This is a genomic window from Clostridium sp. 001 (assembly GCF_019056555.1).
Taxonomy (GTDB): Bacteria; Bacillota; Clostridia; order Clostridiales; family Clostridiaceae; genus Clostridium_B; species Clostridium_B ragsdalei.
In genome coordinates, this window is record NZ_CP020473.1 from 3,893,018 (window position 1) to 3,915,833 (window position 22,816).

Genomic DNA, 22,816 nt, shown 5'->3' on the forward strand with positions numbered 1-22,816 from the left:
GAAACATAAGGTTAGCTTAAGAGAGAGAGGGGAAAATGAAAATAGATAAAAAATTACTAAAATACTGTATATATGCAGGAGCAACAGTGATTCTAATTTATATTGGTATAGCATTTTTAAATAATATAGGTAATATATTTGCTCTGCTGTGGAATCTGTTAAAAAGAATCATTAACCTTGCAAAACCTTTTTTTATGGCACTAGTAATTGTGTACTTATTGAAACCAGGAGTGGGAAATATTGAAAAGTTCTTAGAAAAGAAAAAGATACTAAAAAAAGCATCACACAGAAGAGTAATAGGAATTATAGGGGTGTATACATTAGTAGCAGCTATTTTTGCAGCCGTTGTAAGTGGAATATATATTATGATTGGTGGAAAACTCTCTCACAATACAAATATAGCAAATATGGCGTCGTATTTAAATGAATATTTAAATAACCCAACATTGTCAGTTAGTTCTGTTAGTGAAAAATTAAAAAGTTTAAATATTTCAATACCTACAAGTTTAAATGATAAGATTGCTCAAATAGTAAGTTATGTACAATCTTATTTTTCAGCAAGTATAGGAGCAATGACAAATTCTATTGTAGCTATAGTAAGCAATATAGCTTTATTTTTTATAGCTATAATATTAAGTATTTATTTAATACAAGATTCCGAGTATTTTGTAGGGTTATGGAATAAAGTTTTTAGCCTTGTATTTGGAAAAAGTAAAACAGGAAGCAAATTAAAAGAAGTATTACATGTTATGGATGTTACATTTTATAAATATATAAGAGGACAATTGCTAGAGGCATCTATAGTGGGAGTTCTATCAGCTATTGTACTGTATTTTATTGGCATAGATTATGCTTTAGTTATAGGAGTTATTGCAGGTATTTGTAATATGATACCATATATAGGAGCTGTTGTTGGAACTGTTTTGGCAGTAATTATGGCACTACTAGGTGGACAACCTATTACAGCAGTATGGGCAATTATTGGAATGCTTGCAGTTCGGCAGGTAGATGATAGCTTATTGGCACCTAAAATTGTAGGAAATAGTGTAGGACTGCATCCTGTATTTACTATGATTGCAATACTTGTAGGTGGAAATTTAGGAGGGCTTATAGGAATGCTTGTAGCTGTACCTACTGCTGCTTCACTAAAAATACTATTGGGTAAATGGTATGCTTCTCATATGGAGAAGTCTGCATCTTAAAAAATAATTGTTAATATTGTTTTTTAAAAGTTCATAAAAAATACTCCATATAGAGTATTTTCAAAAAAAGTTTTTCTCTATACAATTATAATTGTATAGAGAATTTTTAGTTAGTGGAATTCTTTGTGTGTAAAAAAATTAAATTGGAGGTATATAAATGAAATGGGAGGTAGTAAAAAGGCAAACTAAAACTGGTATGTACATTAGCACAATAAAGTCATTTGAGTTTGATAAACAGTCTAAAGGTAAAGTATATGGTGAGGCCTTAAAATATGCTGAACATAAGAATAAAATATCATTTATAAAAAAATATTATTATGAGGTGGAATTTAATTGGAAATAATCTGTATATTTAAAAACTCTTATTGCTGCTAAAAGCATCAATGAATCTTATTTAGTTGGGGAAACAGAAAGTCGTGGGATGTAGATGTGCTTAAACATAACACAACGTTTTGTAAATTAATATTTTATTAAATATTTTGACAAAATATACGAAAATAAGGTTAAATAAAATAATGTATTTTATGCAGTATATGGAGGAGATGCTTATATGTCTATAAAAAGAAAAATTCCACTTTTAGTAGCAATAATTGTTATCATTTTAATGACTTTAACTACCATATTTATTGATAATAGATCCAGCAACTTAATAGAAACTAAAACGGAAAGTGAAATAGAAGAAATATGTAATCATTCGTCTCAAACTATAAGTGCAATAATTGAAAAAGAAAAGTTGGGGGTTAGAATATTTTCAGAAAAAAATGTGGTTGTAAATTTACTTAAGACAAATAAAGATTCTAGTAACATTGAGGATTTAAATAAGCAAAAACAAGATATGAATTTAACTTTACAAAACTATGTTAAAGAGAACAAAAATCTTGAGCACATATTTTTGGTTGACACAAATGGAAATATAATTGCAGACAGTGATAAGAACTCTCTTGGTAAAAACGTAAATGATAGATCCTATAATAAACCTAGTTTGGAAGGTAAAGCTTCAGTAAGTGAAGTTATGATGTCAAAAGTAACTAAAAATCCAATAATAGTGTTTACGAATCCTGTAGTAGGAAATGGTGAAATTTTAGGATATGTGGGTACAGCAGTATATGGAAGTAGCTTTTCAAAGTATCTAGCTGGTTCTAAAGTAAGTAATTTTTCATCTAGTTATGGATTTTTATTAGATTATAAAGGCAATACCATTTACCATCCAACTAAGAGTAAAATAGGTAAACCTGTTGAAACGCCTCAGATAAAGGATGTAGCTGATAAATTAAATAAGGGTGGAAATGTAAGAGAGGATGTCCTTGAATACAATTTTAAAAATGTAGATAAAATAGCAGGATATAAGGTTATCCCTGAAACAAATTGGATTATAGTAGTAACTTCTGATAAATTAGAAGTGCTAAAAGATGTTAAATCTATGAGAAATATTATAATACTTATAGCAATAATAGCATCAATTTTAGCTATAGCAGCAGGATATATGTTTTCAACGAGGATTACCACCCCTATTACTCAAATAGTTAATCTTATAAATAAAACAGCAAATTTAGATTTGAACCATGAAAAAGATTTTGACAAACTGTGTAAATATAATGATGAAATAGGGACAATGGCTAATTCTATAGAAAATATGAGAAAAGCATTAAAAACAATGGTTAAAGATATGAAAATGTCTTCGGATACAATAAATTCAAATGCTGTGTTAGTGGAAAAATTAACTGGTGAGTTAAAGCTCAATTTAGAAGGTGCATCAGCAGAAAGTCAAAATCTTTCAGCTGGTATGGAACAAAATGCAGCTTCGGTAGAGGAAGTCTCAGCTTCATCTGATGAAATTGGAAATGCTGTGAATTCCATGGCCCAAAAATCTGTAGAGGGTTTAAATAAAGCTAACGGTATTGAAAAGAGAGCAGAAGAATTAAAAAGAGATGCAGTTGAGTCAAATGAAAAGGCCAATGAAATATATTCCTCTGTGAAAGATAATCTTGAAAAAGCTATTGAAAATTCTAAGGCTATTGAAAAAATAAAGTTGTTGTCTACGGATATAATTTCTATTACTGATCAAACAGGTTTGCTTGCTCTCAATGCTTCAACAGAAGCAGCTAGAGCTGGTGAAGCAGGAAAGGGATTTTCTGTTGTAGCTGATGAAGTCAGACAATTGTCAGAGGAATCTGCAAAGACAGCTGGAAACATTCAAAATGTAGTTAATGAGGTTACAGAAACAGTAAAGAATTTATCAAGTAATTCAGTAAAGCTTCTTGAATTTATAAATCAAATTGTTTTAAAAGACTACAATAAGTTAGTTGAGACAGGTAAAGAGTATAGTCAAGATGCTGAAACAGTGAACAATTTTATGAACGATTTTAGCAGTTTAGCAGAAAAATTGAGTTCATCAATTAATGAAATAAACAATGCTATGGGTGAAGTGGCAAATACTGTGACTGACGGTGCAAAAGGTATTACTGAAATTGCTAGTAAAATAACTAATATAGATGAAAAGTTGGGTACGGTAAAGACGACTACTGAAAACAATAAACAAAATGCTGATAAACTGCAAGAAATTATATCTCAATTTAAACTTTAAATTTTATCAAAAAAGCTGGACTTAAAAGTTCAGCTTTTTTGATATTAAATTAAAAGATTATGGTTATGATTGTACCTTCTCCTAAAGTGCTTTCTATATGTATACTTCCTCCGTGGGCATCTATTATCTGCTTGGATATTGCCATACCAAGGCCCGAGCCTTCTGTTGAAGCACTGGTATTTGTCCCCCTATAATATCTCTCGAAAATGTAGCTTAAATCTTTTTTAGGTATGCCTTTACCGTTATCCTTTATTATGATGTAGACCTTATCTTTTTCATAAATTGAAATATCAACTTGGACATCCTCCTTATTGTGAGTTATAGCATTAAAAATTAAATTACTCAGGGCTCTTTTAAAAAATTTTTTATCAATAAAGGCTTTTATTTTTTCATTTTCGGGATAAAAATTTACATTTCTATTTGAGTACATTGGATGATTTAAAATTCCTATAATTATATTTTGCAAAAGAGAGGTTATATTTACCTCTTCTTTTTTTAGAGGAACAGCTTTATTTTTTAACTTGTAGGTCAAATTTAAATCTTCCACTAATGACTGAATATAGGAGGATTTATTGTAGATTATTTCTGAATACTCGTGAATTTCGTTTTCAGAAAAAGTATAATCCGGGTCCTTCATTATTTCAGCATATCCTTTTATAGAAGATAGCGGCGTCTTAACATCATGGGATATGGATGAAATCCAGGTGTTTCTCATTTTTTCAAGTTCTTCTCTTTTTGTTTTGTTTTCCCTAAGTGTTTTGCTTAAATTATTTAAGTTAGAAAAGACGCTTTTATAAACACTTTTTTCTGGATAATTTATTTCATAATTGCCTTTTGCAAGATTATTTATGCCGCTTATTATGTTTTGAAGCGGTTTAGCCATTCTCTTTCCAAATAGGAAATAAGCTATAATTATGGCTGCCAGTATATTTATGCACAGTAATAGAATAACACCATTCCAAAAGAAACTTTTTAAGGCAGAAGGATTAAAGGTAAGAGTATGTTTTGCCACACGATTAAGTGGAAAACCTATTATATAGGCAAAACTCCTATTATGGTATTTCCTCTCGCTTACAAACACAGAGGAATTTGCTATGTCATATTTGTAAATATGGGTATATTCTATTGGTGTATATTTAGTAGGGACTGCTTTTGGCTTATTAAAAGAATATGCTTCTTTAAAATTTTCATCTATTATTTGAACCCACGCGTTATTTTTTAAAATTTTATTTTTACCATCTTCTTTTACAAATGGTACTCCATTTTTAAAGTCTATGTATTCAGAAAAGTTTAAGGTAATCCTTTCGGGGGATAAACTAGTTAAATTTTCATTAGTATATACAATTACCTCATTCCAAACAATTAAATTTATGAATAATTCAATTATGACTATAAATATTAGTGTTACAAGAAATTTTGTAGTCAGGGTCCAGTTGGTTTTAATTTTACTTATAAATTTCATTTGTAGTTACCTCAAAATTAAGATTATAAAAGTCTAAATATCAAAAACAAATATTTGTTATTTAGAAATTTTCAATTTATATCCTAGTCCCTTAGCAGTGACTATGTATTTTGGATTGGAAGGGTTATCTTCTAACTTTTGTCTTAGCTTTCTAATATGAACCATTATTGTATTGTCATATCCTTCATAGTCATCATTCCAAACTTCATCACATATCATTTGCTTGGTTAGTATTTGATTGGCGTTTTGAGCCATATAGCATAAAAGGTGGTATTCCTTTGGAGTAAGCACTACATTTTTATCGGATTTTGATACTTCACCTTTTTCAAGATCAATTACTATATCTCCAAAACTTATCTTTTCCTTTTTCATGGACATTTCATTTTTAATATATATGTTTCTTCTCAAATGAGCTTTAATTCTAAAGGCAACTTCTTTAGGGCTAAAAGGTTTAGTTACATAGTCATCTGCACCTAGTCCAAGGGCAAGTATTTTATCTACATCATCAGATTTTGCAGATAAGAATATGACTGGAACAAAAGAAAAGGTTCTTATATTTTTGCATACCTCAAAGCCGTCCATATCTGGCATCATTATGTCCAAAACTACTATGTCAGGTTTTTCGGTTTTGCACAATTTTATACCCTCTGTGCCATTTTTAGCCTTAAATATTCTTCTAAAACCTTCTTTTTTAAGCACTGTTTCCAGGAGCTTTAACAGCTCCACTTCATCGTCTATTAAAAGTATCTTCCTATCTAAAATGTTATCGTACATGGTTATCTCCTTTAACTATCAATTGTCAATTTTATTATAACATTATTTACATATTGTTTAATTAAGTAGAAAAATTTTAAGGTTCCGTTAAGGTTTAGGTAAATGAAATTTAAGCTTGCAGCTTTATTATAGGGTCATAAGTTAATTGAGGGAGGAAATCGTATGTCACAAGAAATTTTACAAACAAAAAATTTAGCAAAAAATTTTAAGGACTTTAAGGCAGTAAAAGGAATAGATTTATCAATAAAGAAAGGTAGGGTATATGGATTTTTAGGTCCCAATGGTGCCGGAAAATCCACAACTATAAGAATGCTCCTGGGACTTATAAAGCCAACGAGGGGACAAGTTAAAGTCTTTGGTAAAGACTTAAGAAAAAATAGAATGAGCATTTTGAAAAAAATAGGATCTATGGTTGAAGCACCATCCTATTATGGAAATCTAACAGCTTATGAGAATTTACAGGTAACAGCAGAACTTTTAGAGCTTGACAATAAGTATATTGATGAGGTTTTGGAAGTTGTAAAACTCACTGAATGGAAAAATAGACAGGCCAGTAAGTTTTCACTTGGTATGAAACAAAGACTTGGTATTGCCCAGGCACTTATATCAAAACCAGAACTTTTAATATTGGATGAACCTACTAATGGACTTGACCCATCTGGAATTCATGAAATAAGAGGACTCATTAAAGAACTGCCCAAACTCTATAACATGACAGTTATTATATCAAGTCACAATTTAAGTGAAATTGAACTCATAGCAGATGATATTGGAATTATAAATAGAGGAAAGATGTTGTTTCAAGGAACACTTGAAGAACTTCATTCAAAGAGTAAAGGACAAATTTGCATAGAATCTAAGGATTTAAAGAAGATAGAAGATACGTTAAATAGTGGTGGATATAAGTATAAAGTAAGGGAAAAAGAGATTTTCTTAAAACCTGAAGGAAGAGAGCCGGATGAGATTTTAAAACAACTTATATTAAACGGCAATAGAATATTTAAATTTGTAGAAGTACAAAAATCTCTTGAGGAAATATTTCTTGACCTTACTGAGGGAGGAGAAAATATATGAGATTTATGTCAATTTTAAAATCTGAACTAATAAAATACAAAAGATCAGTGTTGTGGAAAGGTGTATTTTTTATTCCGATTCTTTCATTTGTACTTTTATTTATGGATTTGCATTTTAGATGCAGCTTTTTAATGTCAGATAGTCATATAAAGTATTTAGCTGAAATTGGAATTTACGGTAAGGTAGGTGCTCTGCTCTATGAAAGTCATCTTGCTACGTTATGGTGCATACTTTTAAATTTGTCCATTGTTGTAGTGGCAGTTATCGTAAATTATACGGAATACAGCGAAAATACCTGGAAGCAAATAATAGCAAGGCCTGTTGAAAGAAAAAAAGTTTATTTATCCAAATGGATTGTAGTACTTATAGCTGCAGTTATATTAGTGATGTTAAATGGAGTATTTTTAATGATTATAAAAAGTTTGTTTCATATAGATGGCAGCTGTGCAGTGATTTTTAAATATGCGGGGCTAGAACTGTGTACAGTTTTAGGTGTAGTAAGCTTTCAGCAATTTATAAGCTGTTATATGAAAAATTCTCTAGCATCAGCAGCTGTAGGATTTGCAGGAAGTATAGGAGCCTATATGTTTGCACAGAGCAAATTACTTTCATATATAGTACCATATGCTAATGTTCTACTGGCACTGCCTTCAGGAGGCAGTAAAGATGTATATACTGTAGCTTTCTTTGGAATAGTGTCTGGAATCTTATGGCTTGCAATTGGAATTTTAGAATTTAATAAAAGAGATATTAAGTAGGGAGTGAGCAGTATGAAAAACATATATAAAGTAGAATTACTAAAATTAAGACATTCAAAAATACTTAACATAGTGATGTTTCTTCCACTGTTTTTTGTAATACTTGGTTTTACAAATTTCTTAAGATACAAAAAGCTTTTTACGGAAAAAGGACAAAATGTATGGAGTCAAGTATATACTCAAAGTTCAATATTTTATGGATTGTTTATCATAGGATTATTTATTACAATTGCAATTGCTGTTTTGGTTAGAATAGAAAATAGTGAAGATAATTTTAAAAGAATGCTGACGCTGCCTGTGAAAAGAAGTGAATTATATATAGCAAAGCTTGTTATAGGCTGCGGTATAGTATTTTTAAATCTTATATTATTTATGCTTCTTACGATCTTAGCAGGTGCAGTTATAGCACCACATAGTCAAAGTATGCCAAGGGAAATGATATATGCTCCGCTGCTTGCAATTATAGCTTCACTGCCTGTTATAGCAGTTCAATATTATCTGAGTATGAAATTCAAAAATATTGCAGTACCGCTGGGAGTAGGACTAGCCTTTTCTTTTCCCTCAGTTCTTATTGACAATACTAAGTATTGGATGCTTTTTCCCTGGGATTATCCAGGAAGGGTATTACTGGGTGGTTCAAATATGAGTTTTAATTTTCCACCATATATGTATGTAGTATCTGTTATTTTATTTATAGTAGTTACATTAGTTGGAGTGTGTGAATTTAACAATAGAGATGTTTAACTTACTCAGCTTTTGTATATACAAATTTTTAATTAATAGTTAAGAATGAAGAATTAATAGTTAATGTGGATTTTTTTCCGTTACACTACAAAAAATCTTTGATTAAGCTTTTCATCACTCGTTTTGCTAAAGCGAAACATTGATGAGTTATATAAATTTAAAGATTTTTTGCGACAGCTAAAAATCATCCTTCACTATTAATTTTTCATTATTAATTCTTAACTTGTAAAGCTTTGCTTTGCTTTGCAGTATTTTTAAACTGGGAAAGTTAATCAACATCAACTTTCCCGCTTTTTATTTGTTCAAAGCAATAATCAGAATAAATTTGTTTAATAATACTAGCTTTATCCTTACGAATAGGAACTTTAGCACCATTTTTTAAAAGGAAGTCAATTTCTAGCATAGAAGATATATAAAACATATTTATGATATAGCTTCTATGACATCTTAAAAAGGATGACCCACTTAGGAGATCCCATAATTTTTTTAAAGAAGAACAGGTTTTTATAATGTGAGTACTTGTGTGAATAAGACAAGTTTTATCATATACTTCGATATAATATATATCCTTTAGGAGGATTTTCATAGAAATACCTTTACTGTAAACTTCAATAAATCGCATATTGTTTGAAAACTCATTTTGACATTTGTCCAGTAAACGTTTAATCTTATCATAACTAACTGGTTTTATAAGGTATTGCATTGCGTCTACTTCGAAGGCATCAAGAGCGTGACTTTTACTGCTGGTAACAAAAACTATTATGCACTTTTCATCATGAATTCTAATTTGTTTTGCAATTTCAATACCGTTAGAGTAAATTTTATCGTCTATATAAATATCTAAAAATATCAGTTGAAAATTTACTAGTGTAAAATCTGAGAGTAATTTATTTCCACTTTTATAAGTGAAAATTTCAATTTGAAAATTATAATTATTACAATATTTTTTAATCATATGAATTAAAACTTGCATATCAGATTCTAAGCTATCACATATTGCAACATTCAAAATTTAATTCCCCCAATTTATATAATGTTATGAATAAAATTTATTGATTCCAATGAAAACTTTAAATTCTTAAGTATAATTTTATCATCAAGTTTTGCTTTTAGGAAGAACTTACGAAATAAAATGTTATTTTGCGAAATGTTACTTGATTTTCTATAAGGATTTATATATAGTTTATAAACAGAGTTCTTGGCATCAGATGGAGTTTTGACTTCACATGATGCTTAGAAATCGTTATCCAGGGACGTAGCTGCTCTTTTACTGCCACTTGGGGAAGTGGGGGTATTAGAGCAGGTAGTCATCAAACAGTTACAATTCATGCTCAAAATTTATCTTCATGGATTAAAGCTAGATTATCACAGGTGGAGGTAATTGCAAATACTGAATTGGTATCGAGCATGAATTATAATGAAATAATACCTTATTTTAAAAGAGAACAAAAAAATTATAACGGAGTTTTTAATAGCATTGGAATATCTGATACATCTGGAAAGTTGGTTATGCAAAATGATGTTACGATTGATATAAGCTCGGAAGATACATTTCCAAAGGTTATTCAAGGAAAACAAATTATATCAGATCCATTTAAAGATAAGCAAAATCCTTCAAATTTAATAATCTCTATGGAATGTCCTGTAAAAGACATAAAAAGTGGAAAAGCAATTGGACTTGTGAGTGGTGCTTGCCTTGTTTCTACAGTTTTCAAGGAAAATACCAATTTTCATATAGGACAAACTGATAAAGTGTATATATTGAGTAATAAAGGTGATGTTTTATATAAGCAAAGTAATGATGGACTTAATGAAACTAATTTATTGAAGAGTTCTAATAGTGAGCTTAATGGGTTAGTTAAAGAGGCACTGTCTAAAGATAGTTTTTTAGGACAGTTTAAAGACAAGGATGGAACGAAGATGCTGTTTTCTGCTCATGTAGACGGAACAAATTGGTATATGCTTCTTCAGGTTCCTACAAAAGAGTATACTTCTAGCTTAAATTCATTATTATATTTAATATTAGCAGTTAGTGTTCTTGCAATAATATTTTTAATAGTAGTGTTGATTATTTTACTGAAAAAGTTTTTTAATAGGCTTTTAAAGATATCTTTACTTGCAGATAAGGTAGCAGAAGGAGATTTAATGAATTTTTTGCCGGAATCTTCAGATGAACTTGGTAAAATTAATATAACTTTTAATAAAATGATAAATAACTTAAAGAATATAATAATCAAAATAAGAAGTGTTTCAGAAGTTGTTGTTGAATCTTCAAATAGTTATAAAGAGGTTAGTTTAGAAGTGGTACAAGAAGGAAAAAACATTAAGCAATCAATAGATAATTTAACTTCAGGATCAAAAAATATAGCGGAGGAAATACAAAACATTACTGTATCGGTAAATGATGTTGAAGATAAATCCAGAGAACTTGCGGAAATAAGTACTAGAATTGATGAAATGATAGCTGAAGCAAAAGATAAAACTTCAGACGGCTCTAAAAATTTGCATACCACAGTAGAATTATTAAGCAAAATGGAACAAAAAGTAAATATTTCATCAGATGTTGTAACAGAACTTTCAGAGAAGTCTAAGACTATAGCAAATGTAACAACTACTATAACGGATATAGCTGAACAGACAAATCTATTAGCTTTGAACGCTAGTATTGAAGCAGCTAGAGCAGGGGAACAGGGTAAAGGATTTGAGGTTGTTGCAGAAGAAGTTAGAAAGTTAGCTGAACAGTCTGAAGTGGCTGCACAAGAAATTTCAAAGGAAATACAAGAAATTCAAGGCAAAATAACAAATGCTGTAGTATCAATGGGTGAAAGTATTAATTATGTAGGACTAGGGATTAAATCTACAGATAATATATTAGTTATATTCTCAGAAATTGAAAAAGAAATTGATAGAATTAAAACTATGAGTTTCAATGTATCTGAAATAGCAAAAATAGTATTACAGAATAATAGCAAAATATTTGAGTCAGTTTCAAATACGTCTGCCATGAGTGAAGAAGCAGTTGCAAGTGCATTGTCTTTTCAAGATATGGTAAGTAAGCAGGAAGATATATTTTTAAATCTTAAAGGAGCATCAGAACATTTAGATGAACTTTCAACAGCATTATCAGGAGAAATTTTTAAGTTTAAAATCAACTAGGAAAGAGCACTTTTTTCAATTATTAATAGAATGATAGTATATTAATAATTGAGAGAGGATATATATGTTTTTTAGATTTCCTGATGAGTTTATGAAAAACAAAGATAAGGTATACATTATAGACAAAAAATTTGCAGATGTAAATGGGGATGGACGTGTTGAAACTTTAATTATTACGGGAAAGAAACCTTATGGAGAAAATGGTTTTATAGATGACATAGCTCTTGTTGTAAGAAATAAAAAGACAGGGTTAAATATAAAGGTAAAACCAAAAGAAAATTCTGGTTATGATCCTAAATTATTTATAGGAAAATTTGATAAAAAGAGCAGTATACCTTTTGCATTTTTATCTATAGATTCAGGTGGCAGTGGTAGATATTATTTTGATTATATTTATTCTTTTAAAAACAATGTGACAAACCTTGTTTTTGATTATGATAAATTTAATGATGAAAATATGTATGATGCTGTATATGAAAATTTCTATAGGGTAAGTGTAAAATCACAAAATAGAAATTTGAAGGGTGTAATAGATCTTAAATCTATAAGAGATGAAGAATATTTATCAAAGATTTACAATAAAGATGGGACCCTTAAAAAACCTGAAGCAGCAGGAGTGCTGTCACTTTCCAATCTTTCACCTTTAAGCATAAATGGGTCTGGGATTTTTGATCTTTTAGCAGGTCAGAGGATAATAGGACTTTATAATTCAGATACTTTGGGATATGTGGAATCCATTTTAAGATGGGACAAAGATAAGTTTATGACTATAGAAGTTAGACTAGTAGTATCAATGTAAATTATAAAAGCTAAAGTGTATCTGCACTTTAGCTTTTATACTCTTTAAAATTTAACGTTGTGAGAATTACCCTGCATATCATAGAATGTTGCATCAGCCTGGTCTATGTAGAATGTCTCGAAAGTAGGATCGCCTACTTTATACATATTTTTAAGCATAGGCATAGTATTCAAAACAGCTTCTTGTGATTCTTTAGAGGTATTAAAAACTGCCTTTCCATTTAACCTGAGCCATTTCCCTTCTGGAGAAGTTGCACTGATTTGCATTGTAGAATTAGCTTTTAATTGCTTATATACATTTTTTGTATTGGCAGTGCAGAAATATAATTTGTTGTCGTATTTCATTGCAAATCCAAAAGGACGTAATGCAGGTGCATCTCCATTTACAGTAGCAAGATAAAAAACTTTGTTGTCAGTTAAGAACTTTAAAACTTCATCCATAATTAGTATCTCCTTTTACTATAAAATATTTTTAAAATGTAACTAATTACATTTTAACACAAAAATTAGAATAGATAAATTATATGGTGAATTTTTCTATTGATTGTTGAAGCTTACTTAAAAAATCAAAAATTTTGTTTGCAAAACATGTTTTTTTATGAAGAATTATGGTAAGTGTATGGCATTAATTAGACCACAATGATATAATTGCCATGTAACAAATGAATAAAATTATTCAAATTAAAATAATTAGTATATGATAATTGGGAGGAATCATTTTTGTTTGATAAGTTATTAAAAAAAACAGATACAAAAGAAGATCAATATGTGAGTTCAGATTATATACATAAGGACATACTTGTAAAACTTTTTTCTGATGCAGCACAAGGTAAAATGACAAAACTAAGTTTAAGAGATGTAAAGTGCAGTGATGTGGTAGAAAAATGGAATGAAGTTATAGACGTGATGTGTGAATCCAGAAAAAAAAGCATTCTTGAAACAAATGATGTATTACAAATGGTAATTAGGATGGATTCAATTAGAGATATTATCAAAAGTGTGGATATACAAACAGAGCATTTACATTCCATGTCTCAAAATAGTGAAGAGCTAGAGGCATCTATTGAGGATGTTTCTAATATATCACAAAAAATGTCAAAGAGTTCAAGTGATGTAAAAAAAGTATCTGAAACAGGAATAAAAAATGTGTATGATTCAGTTGAATTTGTAAAAAAATCATTTGATGATATTGACATAATAGACAAGCAAATGAAAGGTGTTAAGGAAAAAACTCATAAAATAAATGAAATAGTTGATATTGTAAAAGGTATTGCAGATCAAACAAGTTTACTGTCACTAAATGCTTCAATTGAGGCAGCAAGAGCAGGAGAGCAAGGTAAAGGATTTGCCGTTGTTGCAGATGAAGTAAGAAAACTTGCTGAAAATACTACAAGTTCAGTTTTAGATATACAAAAAAATGTTTCGAATTTGCAAAAAGATATTGACTCATCAGTTGATAAAATCAACCAGACAGCTAAGCAATTAGAGTCAGGTAAAGATCTAGTTAACAGCTCACTGGATTCAATCAATATAATTGGTAATTCAATAGACAGTGTTAACGAAACAATTAATCAAGTTGCAGCAGATACAGAGGAACAAACTGCAGCAACCCAGTCTTTTGCTAGTAGTATTATGGAGCTATCCCAGCATGCTGATCATATAGACAGTAATTGTAAAGGTATTGGAAAATTTATATATGATTTAAGTAAAAGAATAGACTCTATGAGAGTTGAAATGCTTAAAAATAAAGAATGTCTCACAGATTCTGATATGGTAGAAATCTATAAAACTGACCATTTACTTTGGAGATGGAGAATATATAATATGCTTCTTGGTAACGAAAAAGTAAATATTAGTGCTGTAGAAGATTATAAGGGATGCAGACTTGGAAAGTGGTATTATAATATAGATAGTGATAAGTTTAGAAATAGCAAGGCCTTTGTAGAGTTAGAAAAATCACATATAGAATTACATGAAGTTGCAAAAGAAGCTGCTCTTGCATATGAGAAAAATGATATAAAGCTGTCAGAAGAATGCCTTGAAAGAATGGATATGTGTTCAAAAAAGGTATTTGCTCTAATGGATGAGATAAAAAACGCCAAACTAAACTAGTGACATTACATTTATAGTGATTCTAACTAAAAAATCAACTTATACGGAGTATAAGTTGATTTTTCGTTTAGAATCACTATAGATAAAAAGTCAATATTTATTAAGCAATGTTTTCTTCTTTGTCGATAGCAGATTCAACTTTATTTTTATCTATTGAATTAACAATTATATATGAAAGTAATCCTACAATTATACCAAAGATTATTGGATAATTAGAATCAACTCCATATTTAAAAAATGTTCCAGAAACTACTATAGTACTTAAAAATAATGATACAAGGCCTGCTTTTGGACTGAATTTTTTAAGTACAAATGCAGCAAGTACAGGTACGAATACACATCCTGACAGATAAGCATAGGCCATATCCAGTGCTGTAAGTACATCTTGAATCAAAAATGCTATTATCATAACTCCAATTCCAATTAAACAAGCAAATAGTCTATTAATGGCAATTGATTTCTTTTCATCAGGATTCTTATTGATAAAACGAGTATACACATCATTGTAAAGTATAGTAGAAGATGCAAGGATAGAACCGCTAGCAACTGACATTGTAGCAGCCATAGCAGCAGCTATAACAAAACCTTTAACTCCAATTGGCAGGAATAAAGAAACTCCTGAAACAAAGGCATTTTGAGGATCTTTTAATGATGGCAAAGCTATGTATACACACATACCTAGTAAAATAGCAGCAGCTCCATATATCATGCTGTAGAACCCCGCTAAAATAGTTCCTCTTTTAGCAATCTTTCCATTTCTTGCCGTAAAAATACGCTGCCATATATCCTGTCCAATTATCAAACCAGGGATATACATTAGAAGATACATTACAATACTATCATATCCTATACCTGTTATACTAAGGTGTGATTGAGGTACTGATGTTAAGATGTGGTGAATACCGCCCATTTTTACTATAGCAAATATAGGAATTAATATAACAATACCAAGAGTTTTTATGACAAATTGTATAATATCTGTCATGGAAACAGACCACATTCCTCCTATAAAAGTATAAAATATTACAATTCCACCGCCAACTAGCATAGAAACTTGTGTATTCCAGCCCATTATACCGCTTATTATTGCTCCAACAGATACAACTTGTACAACACTCATCATCATTGTATATACGAATGTAAGTAATGAACTAAATATTCTTGCAGATTTACCGTAGTTATTTTCTATAACTTCATTAATACTAAGTGCTTTCATTTTTGAAAGCTTGGAGGAAACTAAAAATCCAAGGGCTATTAAGCCTAAGCCTAAACTTCCTGCTAGCCAAATACCAGATATACCAAATGTATATCCTAATTTTGCACCACCTACTGTTGCTGCACCGCCTATTGCAAGGGCAGCCATGCATCCAAAAAACATTGGAAATCCTAGTCTTCTACCAGCTACTAGATAATCTTCCTTTGTTTTTGTAAATTTTGTTGAGAAAATACCAATACTTATCATTACAATAAAGTATAAAATAATAATACCGTAATCAAATGTAGTTAACATTTAATAGCCTCCTTTAAATTTGTCTATACTTGATAGATTTTTAAATATAATTTTTTTGAATATTTATTAAAAAAATTCATAATCTGTTAGTATTAAATTTTTCATGCATATAATCATTTGATATTAATGGTAAATGGGAATATGCCGCTATTACAAATATAAAATTATATTACTTGAAACGACGTTTCTTGATATAATATTATCACTTATAAAATTAAAATCAATACAAATATGCAAATTTTTATTATTTTCTTTGCATAATAATTCATATTTTATATTGACTTAGTGCTGTCTTAATGATATTCTACGTGGTAAGACCACTAGGAGGAGTATTTATGAAGATAATTGTACTTATAAAAGAAGTTCCAGATATGGAAAAAGTAAGATTTGATAGTGAAAAAGGTGTTGTGGACAGGTCATCTGCTGAAGCTGAAATCAACCCCTTTGATCTAAATGCCCTGCAGGAGGCAGTTAATTTAAAAAACGAATTTGGAGGAGAGGTAACTGTTATTAGTATGGGGCTTCCAAGATCAGAAAAATCACTAAAGGATGCCTATGCTAGAGGTGCAGATAGAGGAATCCTTTTAACGGATAGAAAATTTGGTGGAGCTGATACATGGGCAACAGCCAATACCATTGCAGCTGAAATAAAAAAGATAAAGGATTATGATCTTATTATTTGTGGTGAAAAGTCTGTTGATGGGGATACAGCTCAAGTTGGAGCAGAAGTAGCTGAATTTTTAAATATACCCCATGCTTATTATGTTGAAAAAGTTAATGCTGTTTCCAGAAATGAAATTGAAGTAACCATTGAAAATATTTGCGGAAAGAAACAAAATAGAAAAATGAAAATGCCAGCACTAATAAGTGTAACTAAGAACGTCAATTATCCTGAGTTGCCTTTGTTAGAAAGAAAGCTTGAATCATTAAAAATTGAAATAGAAAAATGTTCTTTAGAAAACCTTAATGGGTATATAAAAGGAGAAGAAGCAGGTTTTAACGGTTCTAAGACTAAAGTTGTTAAAATAGTGGTGCCAAAGGAAGTAAAGCGGGAAAGTAAAATTTATAAAGGTAATTTAAATTGCTACATGAAAGATGTAATTCATATGATGAAAGACAAAAATATAATATGAGGTGGTGACAACATGAAAGATTATAAGGGTATTCTCATTTATGTGGAACAACATGAAGGTACTATACACAAAGTAAGTTATGAACTCATTAATAAAGCAAAGGAGCTCTGCAAACAGAGTAATGCACCACTATGCTGTCTAGTCCTTGGAGATGAAGGCATAGATGTTAAAGGGCTGAATTACTGTGGAGCAGATAAAGTATTTTATATGAAAGATAGATGTTTTGAAAATCCAGAAGAATATCTGTTTAAGGAGAACATAGTTAAATTTGTGAAAGAATACAAACCAGAAACCATATTGATAGGCGCTACTAATTTTGGACGTTCTCTTGCACCTAGAATTGCAGCGGCTTTGAAAATAGGGCTTACGGCAGATTGCACAGATTTGAAAGTGGATGGAGATGGAAAACTTATACAGGTTAGGCCAGCTTTTAGTAATAATATCTTTGCTCATATAAAATCCAAAGGTTTTCCCCAAATGGCTACAGTGAGGTACAAAGAATTTAATGAGGCAGAGAGAAATGAAAAAAGGGATATAAATGTTTCAGTAATAGAACCTTATGTTAGGTCATATGACAAAATAAGCTGGATACAGGAGTTTAAGAAAGAAAATTTTGATATTACAGAAGCAGAAGTTGTAGTTGCTGCTGGCAGGGGAATTAAAAAAGCAGAAGATTTACATATGCTTGAAGAACTTGCTTCATTACTTGGCGGCAAAATTGGAGCATCAAGAGCTCTTGTAGATGCAGGAATGATTGGAAGTGCCCACCAAATAGGCTATAGCGGAAACAGGGTAAAACCAAAGATATACATTGCCTGTGGTATATCGGGTGCTCCCCAGCATATAGCAGGTATGAAGGAATCGGAAGTTATTGTTGCTATTAACAGTGATCCTTCTGCACCTATATTTAATATTGCAGACTACGGATATGTAGGAGATTTATATGAAGTTATTCCGAAAATGATTGAAGAAATAAACTCAACTAAATAATGGAGGCTTGATGATGGAACAAGGAACAATTGATTATTTAATAAATACTGTTGGCAGCGATTTTGTAATAACAGATCCTGAGCAAAAGTTATCTTATATGTATGATGAAATAGAACACAATGTAAGACCTAAGGTAAATATGGAATCGGTAGTTGTAAAGCCACTTAATTCAAAGGAAATATCTGAAATTGTAAAATATGCAGGTGAAAACAAAATTCCTATTGTAGTACACGGTGGTGGGACAGGGCTCTGTGGAGGCGCTAGTCCAATAAAAAAAAGTATTGTAATTTCAATGGAAAGAATGAATAAAATCATTGAAATAGATGAGAAAAATATGATGGCAGTAGCTGAAGCAGGCGTTACACTGGCTCAGCTGATTGAAGAATTGGAAAATCACAGCGGAATATGCTTCCCTGTGCACCCTGGAGACGAGGGAGCGCAAATGGGAGGTATGGTTGCAACCAATGCAGGCGGAGCAAGAGCTGTAAAACACGGTATTATGAGAAATCACATAAAAGGTATTGAAGTAGTTCTTCCAAATGGTGAAATACTAAACCTTGGAGGGAAATTGCTTAAGGATAATACAGGATATAACCTTTTACAATTGATTATGGGAAGTGAAGGAACTCTTGCCATTATAACAAAGATCACATTTAGATTATATCCTGAAGATAAATTTACGGCTTCGATAGTATTGGCTTTTGAAAATATAAGTGATGCCTCAAATGCAGTTCTCGAAATTATGAAAAATGGAGTTGCTCCACTTGCAGTAGAATATCAGGACAGATATTTAAATGTAAAATCTGCTGAAATACTTGGACTTCACTGGCCTCTTGATAAGGGCATGGCGGATCTTCTTATTATTTTATCAGAGAAAAGTGAGGAAGCACTATATGCCTCCTGCCAAATAATTAATAATGTATGCAAGAAATATAATGCAAGTAAAGCTGTATTTGCAGGTACTAAAAAAGAGCAGGCTGAAATGCTTGCTATAAGAAGCGGCAGTTATGAAGTAATAAAGGAGAATATTGCTTATTCTTTTGATATGGCAGTTCCGGCAGGATATATGCCTGACTTTTTAAATGATTTGTGGAAGCTTGTGGATTCTTATGGTACAAATTCTTATATAACAGCACATTTGGCTGATGGAAATGTACATAATGATATTTATATGGTGGATGGCAAAAATCCTGAATATCTGGAAGAACTTAAAATGAAAATGTACAAGCTCTGCTTTAAATATGGCGGTACTTTAACTGGGGAGCACGGCATAGGAAAGCTGAGAATAAAGGATTTAACTCTTCAGAAGTCGAAAGCGGAAATTGAGCTTATGAAAAGCATAAAAAGGGCATTTGACCCGAATAATATTCTCAATCCAGGTACAGTACTGGAAATGTAACTGTAAAATTATAGAGTTTCTAAGCAAAAAATCAACTTATACTTCCGGATATTTTTACAACCTTCAGTTCATCAAATATTTTGATAAGTCTAAGTAGAAAATTTGTAAAAACTTAAGGACTTTTAAAAACTCGTACCTCAAACAATTCAAAAGTCCTTAGTTTTTTAACAAATTTTCCACTAAGACTTATATACAAAATATTTAAAAGAACTTCATTATTGTAAAAATATGCCTGCGTATAAGTTGATTTTTAAGTTAGAAACTCTATATAGTTAAATATATATTAAATTATTTCTAATATATAATATATGTTAATAATTTTGGAGATAGTTCATAAAACGAATTACTAAAGGTTTATTACAAATACCGCAATATCTTACAATACATAAATATAACAATTTGATATTATAGTCGTATAAAATTATTGGAGGTAATGAATATGAATATTGGTAATTGTTTTGAAAATGGACAAATTGGTACTATATCTGAAATTATTAAATCAAAAGATAAGACTTTTAATCCTCATCCAAAGTTTAAAGGAGTTTGTCTAAAAAATCTTGTAACAGGAGACATGACAAATAATAAAATTAGCTGCGTTTTAGTTAGGGTTGAGCCATTTTGCACATTAGATACTCATATACATGAAAATAGTTTAGAAATACATGAAGTTATTTCTGGTGATGCAACTTGCTATATTGGTGAAAATAAAATTAATTATACAGTAGGTACTGTTGGCGTTATTCCTGAAAATGTTTCTCATAAAGTAGAAGCAGGAAAAAACGGAATATATATTCTTGCCAAATTTACACCTGCTCTTTAATCAAAATTTCTGCAGCTGCTTTTAAATTGCATTGGTGTTATACCAATATGCTTTTTAAAAGTATTGCACAGGTGGCTTTCATCTGAAAAATTGAAATTAAATACTAAGTCAGAAATGGGCTGCTGTTTTAGCAGCCCTTTTCGGATCTGCTTTATTTTTTCCTGAATATAAAATTGATATGGGGTAACGCCCATCTGATTTTTAAATAATCTTAACAAATGATATTTTGATATATTGGCATAATTTGATAATTTTTGCAAATTAAAAGTTTCATTCAAATTATCCTTTATGAAATCTGAAGTTAATGATATTATTTTGATGTTCGTGTGCTTTTTACAATTATGATCTATTTTTATATATTGTTTCAGAAAATACAATAGTATATTTTCAAAACAAACAGTATTATTACTATGATTATAATTTTGTATCATGTTTAAAATTGCCATTTCCACTATTCTATCTTTAAAAACATACCTGCATAAGGAATTATTATTATATTTTTTTACATTAGAATTCATACATAGCACTATATATTCATATTGAGTTTTATTAATTGCAGAAATTGTATGTTCAATGTGTGGGGGAATAAAGTATACATCACCTTTTTCCAACAAGTATTCTTGTCGTTCTACGTTTAATCGTATTATTCCATTTGTAACTATTCCAATACAGAATGCATTATGGCTGTGTCTTGGAAATGAATGGAAACTTTTTTCCCTAATTATCTCAACATTTTTATTACAATAGAAATTAATTTTATTTTTTTCTCTATACATACTAATAATCACCTACTTATAATTTAATTCTATTAATATATAGTGTAACCTAATTATTTAAGCTTTTTAAGCAATTCTATATCTATTTTCTTAAGATGATGTTCAAGAGCCTCTGCGGCAGCATCGGGATCATGGTTTTCTATAGCTTTAAGGATGCATAAGTGTTCTTCGTATATATTATGTATAGATTTTTCTTCGTATAGTGAAATATTTACGGTTTTGTCAATAAAAATATCCATTAAGTAGGAAAGACTGTTCCATGTGGTGATAAATAATTCATTACCTGATAATTTGATGATTTCATAGTGGAATTCTTTATCAAATTCTGCTTTTTTACTTTCATCATTTTCATTTACCATGTTTTTATATGTTTTATATAATTTTTTTATGTCTTGGTTTGAGGCCTTTTTGGCAGCAGCTTTTACAGAGGAAGATTCCAGGACTTCTCTAAGATCAAATAAGTCTTCAATACTCCCATTGCTCAATTTAAAGGATATGGACAGCGGCTTATAGTAACTGTCATTAATATTGTTAGATATAAAGTTTCCCTGACCATGTTTCCTTTCGATTAAGCCAATTATCTCGAGAGCTTTTAAAGCTTCTCTTAAAGCCGGACGTCCAACCTTCCATATTTCTGTTAGTTGTCTTTCAGGCGGTAATTTATCGCCAATTTTCAATTCATCATGTAATATCATATTTTGTATTTTTTCAATAATAGATTGAACTACATTTTTATTTTCAGTGGTTTCAGACATAGTAACTCCTTTGTATATTTAAGTCTATATAATGTTATCATAAGTGGGATAGAAATTGAAGTGTATGCTAAAGATGTATGTGATGAGAAGTTTAAAGTTAGGGCAATTGGAAATGAAATTGAATAAGAATCCTGTTAATAAACATAAGGTGGAGTTTAAAACTCCGCCTGATGCTAAGAACTCTGTTTATTAACATATTATTTTTTCTTCCCACCATGCATAACCTACAGTTGCTGCAGCAGACTGATTAGGGGTTTCAGGGTTTGATAAGAAAATTAGAAATGATCCTCCAGGAGGAAATATAAACTTTCCAACTTCCTCATCACCAACTGTAACGTCTGGAAGAGCTCTTCTAACGAAAGCTTTTTTACCTCCAAGGGGCTCATTAATTACATTAATTGCCTCAAATAATCCTATTTTGGGTTTAGGCGGTGGACAAAGAGCTGTATTGCCAGGAATTACTGTTGTAACTCTTATTGCATTTCCTGATGGCTGACTATTAAACCATATTTGGGCTCTTATTGGTGATTGTCCTGTATTTGAAACCTGCCAAAAATAAACATGTAAGTTAACACCTGAATTATTAGGATTGAATAAACCTGCCCATGCACTTTTACTATTCCCAAATTCTAGTTCATCTGTAGCCCCAACAAAATATTTTCCTTGAAGTGATAGATACAAAGCATATGGCATACTGGCTACTTGAGTTATTGGATTTGCTAAAAAAACTGATTTTTTGTTGTTATTGCAGCTTCCCATTTAAGATAAT

21 protein-coding genes are annotated in these 22,816 nt (G+C 30.5%); 13 read left to right on the forward strand and 8 right to left on the reverse strand.

Going from position 1 to position 22,816, the window contains the following annotated elements; all coding sequences use genetic code 11:
- Nucleotides 1-35 precede the first annotated feature (35 nt).
- The 3 genes from B5S50_RS18310 (at nucleotide 36) to B5S50_RS18320 (ending at nucleotide 3,786) form a co-directional block, all read left to right on the forward strand.
- The gene (locus tag B5S50_RS18310; protein ID WP_065077384.1) at nucleotides 36-1,202 is read left to right on the forward strand and encodes an AI-2E family transporter; all 1,167 of its coding nucleotides are present in this window, start codon (nucleotides 36-38) and stop codon (nucleotides 1,200-1,202) included.
- A 157-nt stretch (nucleotides 1,203-1,359) separates the two neighbouring features.
- Nucleotides 1,360-1,545: a hypothetical protein gene (locus B5S50_RS18315; RefSeq protein WP_065077383.1), complete on the forward strand. Its 186-nt coding sequence runs from the start codon at nucleotides 1,360-1,362 to the stop codon at nucleotides 1,543-1,545.
- Nucleotides 1,546-1,752: 207 nt separating this feature from the next.
- Nucleotides 1,753-3,786: a methyl-accepting chemotaxis protein gene (locus tag B5S50_RS18320; protein WP_217302483.1), complete on the forward strand. Its 2,034-nt coding sequence runs from the start codon at nucleotides 1,753-1,755 to the stop codon at nucleotides 3,784-3,786.
- A gap of 49 nt (nucleotides 3,787-3,835) precedes the next feature.
- On the opposite strand, the gene B5S50_RS18325 is transcribed toward B5S50_RS18320, so the two are convergent.
- Both B5S50_RS18325 and B5S50_RS18330 read right to left on the reverse strand, forming a co-directional pair.
- Nucleotides 3,836-5,248 (reverse strand): sensor histidine kinase KdpD, encoded by a 1,413-nt coding sequence (locus B5S50_RS18325; RefSeq protein ID WP_065077381.1) that lies wholly within the window; start codon nucleotides 5,246-5,248, stop codon nucleotides 3,836-3,838.
- Between the two features lie 57 nt (nucleotides 5,249-5,305).
- On the reverse strand, nucleotides 5,306-6,022 hold the full coding sequence (locus B5S50_RS18330; RefSeq protein ID WP_065077380.1) for a response regulator transcription factor: 717 nt from the start codon (nucleotides 6,020-6,022) through the stop codon (nucleotides 5,306-5,308).
- Between the two features lie 162 nt (nucleotides 6,023-6,184).
- Between B5S50_RS18330 and B5S50_RS18335 the strand changes: the two genes are divergently transcribed.
- The 3 genes from B5S50_RS18335 to B5S50_RS18345 are packed head-to-tail and all read left to right on the forward strand — an operon-like array spanning nucleotide 6,185 to nucleotide 8,598.
- Nucleotides 6,185-7,096, forward strand: coding sequence for an ABC transporter ATP-binding protein (locus tag B5S50_RS18335; RefSeq protein WP_065077379.1), 912 nt, complete (start codon nucleotides 6,185-6,187; stop codon nucleotides 7,094-7,096).
- Entirely contained in the window at nucleotides 7,093-7,854 is a 762-nt protein-coding gene (locus tag B5S50_RS18340; protein WP_065077378.1) for an ABC transporter permease, read from the forward strand. The genes B5S50_RS18335 and B5S50_RS18340 overlap by 4 nt, the downstream gene beginning before the upstream one ends.
- Nucleotides 7,855-7,866: 12 nt before the next feature.
- Nucleotides 7,867-8,598: an ABC transporter permease gene (locus B5S50_RS18345; RefSeq protein WP_065077377.1), complete on the forward strand. Its 732-nt coding sequence runs from the start codon at nucleotides 7,867-7,869 to the stop codon at nucleotides 8,596-8,598.
- 268 nt (nucleotides 8,599-8,866) lie between these two features.
- On the opposite strand, the gene B5S50_RS18350 is transcribed toward B5S50_RS18345, so the two are convergent.
- Nucleotides 8,867-9,607 (reverse strand): LytTR family DNA-binding domain-containing protein, encoded by a 741-nt coding sequence (locus B5S50_RS18350; RefSeq protein WP_217302484.1) that lies wholly within the window; start codon nucleotides 9,605-9,607, stop codon nucleotides 8,867-8,869.
- A gap of 341 nt (nucleotides 9,608-9,948) precedes the next feature.
- Between B5S50_RS18350 and B5S50_RS18355 the strand changes: the two genes are divergently transcribed.
- Both B5S50_RS18355 and B5S50_RS18360 read left to right on the forward strand, forming a co-directional pair.
- Nucleotides 9,949-11,754, forward strand: coding sequence for a methyl-accepting chemotaxis protein (locus tag B5S50_RS18355; RefSeq protein WP_254306770.1), 1,806 nt, complete (start codon nucleotides 9,949-9,951; stop codon nucleotides 11,752-11,754).
- 64 nt (nucleotides 11,755-11,818) lie between these two features.
- Complete coding sequence (locus tag B5S50_RS18360) at nucleotides 11,819-12,553, forward strand: hypothetical protein (protein WP_065077375.1); 735 nt, start codon at nucleotides 11,819-11,821, stop codon at nucleotides 12,551-12,553.
- 44 nt (nucleotides 12,554-12,597) lie between these two features.
- Here B5S50_RS18360 and B5S50_RS18365 read toward each other — a convergent pair whose 3' ends face one another.
- Nucleotides 12,598-12,993, reverse strand: a complete 396-nt coding sequence (locus B5S50_RS18365) for a pyridoxamine 5'-phosphate oxidase family protein (protein WP_065077374.1) — start codon at nucleotides 12,991-12,993, stop codon at nucleotides 12,598-12,600.
- A 279-nt stretch (nucleotides 12,994-13,272) separates the two neighbouring features.
- On the opposite strand from B5S50_RS18365, the gene B5S50_RS18370 reads away from it, so the two are divergent.
- Nucleotides 13,273-14,664: a methyl-accepting chemotaxis protein gene (locus B5S50_RS18370; RefSeq protein WP_065077373.1), complete on the forward strand. Its 1,392-nt coding sequence runs from the start codon at nucleotides 13,273-13,275 to the stop codon at nucleotides 14,662-14,664.
- 100 nt (nucleotides 14,665-14,764) lie between these two features.
- On the opposite strand, the gene B5S50_RS18375 is transcribed toward B5S50_RS18370, so the two are convergent.
- Entirely contained in the window at nucleotides 14,765-16,174 is a 1,410-nt protein-coding gene (locus B5S50_RS18375) for a sodium:solute symporter (protein ID WP_065077372.1), read from the reverse strand.
- A gap of 335 nt (nucleotides 16,175-16,509) precedes the next feature.
- On the opposite strand from B5S50_RS18375, the gene B5S50_RS18380 reads away from it, so the two are divergent.
- From B5S50_RS18380 to B5S50_RS18395, 4 genes are all read left to right on the forward strand, one after another.
- A complete protein-coding gene (locus B5S50_RS18380) occupies nucleotides 16,510-17,307 on the forward strand; it encodes an electron transfer flavoprotein subunit beta/FixA family protein (RefSeq protein WP_065077371.1) in 798 nt (265 codons plus the stop codon).
- 12 nt (nucleotides 17,308-17,319) lie between these two features.
- Complete coding sequence (locus B5S50_RS18385) at nucleotides 17,320-18,297, forward strand: electron transfer flavoprotein subunit alpha/FixB family protein (protein ID WP_065077370.1); 978 nt, start codon at nucleotides 17,320-17,322, stop codon at nucleotides 18,295-18,297.
- 13 nt (nucleotides 18,298-18,310) lie between these two features.
- Nucleotides 18,311-19,696 carry an FAD-binding oxidoreductase gene (locus B5S50_RS18390; RefSeq protein WP_065077369.1) on the forward strand — a complete coding sequence of 462 codons (1,386 nt, stop codon included), beginning with the start codon at nucleotides 18,311-18,313 and terminating at the stop codon, nucleotides 19,694-19,696.
- A 439-nt stretch (nucleotides 19,697-20,135) separates the two neighbouring features.
- Nucleotides 20,136-20,516, forward strand: a complete 381-nt coding sequence (locus B5S50_RS18395) for a hypothetical protein (RefSeq protein WP_065077296.1) — start codon at nucleotides 20,136-20,138, stop codon at nucleotides 20,514-20,516.
- Here B5S50_RS18395 and B5S50_RS18400 read toward each other — a convergent pair.
- From B5S50_RS18400 to B5S50_RS18410, 3 genes are all read right to left on the reverse strand, one after another.
- Nucleotides 20,513-21,292 (reverse strand): AraC family transcriptional regulator, encoded by a 780-nt coding sequence (locus B5S50_RS18400; RefSeq protein ID WP_065077297.1) that lies wholly within the window; start codon nucleotides 21,290-21,292, stop codon nucleotides 20,513-20,515. The genes B5S50_RS18395 and B5S50_RS18400 overlap by 4 nt on opposite strands.
- A 53-nt stretch (nucleotides 21,293-21,345) precedes the next feature.
- Complete coding sequence (locus B5S50_RS18405) at nucleotides 21,346-22,047, reverse strand: FadR/GntR family transcriptional regulator (RefSeq protein WP_065077298.1); 702 nt, start codon at nucleotides 22,045-22,047, stop codon at nucleotides 21,346-21,348.
- A gap of 189 nt (nucleotides 22,048-22,236) precedes the next feature.
- Nucleotides 22,237-22,806, reverse strand: a complete 570-nt coding sequence (locus B5S50_RS18410; RefSeq protein WP_065077299.1) for a DUF6143 family protein — start codon at nucleotides 22,804-22,806, stop codon at nucleotides 22,237-22,239.
- Nucleotides 22,807-22,816: the final 10 nt, after the last annotated feature.

What these genes read in the sequence shown, in the direction of transcription:
- B5S50_RS18340 (WP_065077378.1), top strand. Translation starts at nt 7,093, where the DNA reads ATGAGATTTATGTCAATTTTAAAATCTGAACTAATAAAATACAAAAGA.
- B5S50_RS18345 (WP_065077377.1), top strand. Translation starts at nt 7,867, where the DNA reads ATGAAAAACATATATAAAGTAGAATTACTAAAATTAAGACATTCAAAA.
- B5S50_RS18395 (WP_065077296.1), top strand. Translation starts at nt 20,136, where the DNA reads ATGAATATTGGTAATTGTTTTGAAAATGGACAAATTGGTACTATATCT.
- B5S50_RS18390 (WP_065077369.1), top strand. Translation starts at nt 18,311, where the DNA reads ATGGAACAAGGAACAATTGATTATTTAATAAATACTGTTGGCAGCGAT.
- B5S50_RS18325 (WP_065077381.1), bottom strand. Translation starts at nt 5,248, where the DNA reads ATGAAATTTATAAGTAAAATTAAAACCAACTGGACCCTGACTACAAAA.
- B5S50_RS18410 (WP_065077299.1), bottom strand. Translation starts at nt 22,806, where the DNA reads ATGGGAAGCTGCAATAACAACAAAAAATCAGTTTTTTTAGCAAATCCA.
- B5S50_RS18335 (WP_065077379.1), top strand. Translation starts at nt 6,185, where the DNA reads ATGTCACAAGAAATTTTACAAACAAAAAATTTAGCAAAAAATTTTAAG.
- B5S50_RS18405 (WP_065077298.1), bottom strand. Translation starts at nt 22,047, where the DNA reads ATGTCTGAAACCACTGAAAATAAAAATGTAGTTCAATCTATTATTGAA.
- B5S50_RS18360 (WP_065077375.1), top strand. Translation starts at nt 11,819, where the DNA reads ATGTTTTTTAGATTTCCTGATGAGTTTATGAAAAACAAAGATAAGGTA.
- B5S50_RS18330 (WP_065077380.1), bottom strand. Translation starts at nt 6,022, where the DNA reads ATGTACGATAACATTTTAGATAGGAAGATACTTTTAATAGACGATGAA.
- B5S50_RS18320 (WP_217302483.1), top strand. Translation starts at nt 1,753, where the DNA reads ATGTCTATAAAAAGAAAAATTCCACTTTTAGTAGCAATAATTGTTATC.
- B5S50_RS18375 (WP_065077372.1), bottom strand. Translation starts at nt 16,174, where the DNA reads ATGTTAACTACATTTGATTACGGTATTATTATTTTATACTTTATTGTA.
- B5S50_RS18310 (WP_065077384.1), top strand. Translation starts at nt 36, where the DNA reads ATGAAAATAGATAAAAAATTACTAAAATACTGTATATATGCAGGAGCA.
- B5S50_RS18385 (WP_065077370.1), top strand. Translation starts at nt 17,320, where the DNA reads ATGAAAGATTATAAGGGTATTCTCATTTATGTGGAACAACATGAAGGT.
- B5S50_RS18380 (WP_065077371.1), top strand. Translation starts at nt 16,510, where the DNA reads ATGAAGATAATTGTACTTATAAAAGAAGTTCCAGATATGGAAAAAGTA.
- B5S50_RS18315 (WP_065077383.1), top strand. Translation starts at nt 1,360, where the DNA reads ATGAAATGGGAGGTAGTAAAAAGGCAAACTAAAACTGGTATGTACATT.
- B5S50_RS18365 (WP_065077374.1), bottom strand. Translation starts at nt 12,993, where the DNA reads ATGGATGAAGTTTTAAAGTTCTTAACTGACAACAAAGTTTTTTATCTT.
- B5S50_RS18400 (WP_065077297.1), bottom strand. Translation starts at nt 21,292, where the DNA reads ATGTATAGAGAAAAAAATAAAATTAATTTCTATTGTAATAAAAATGTT.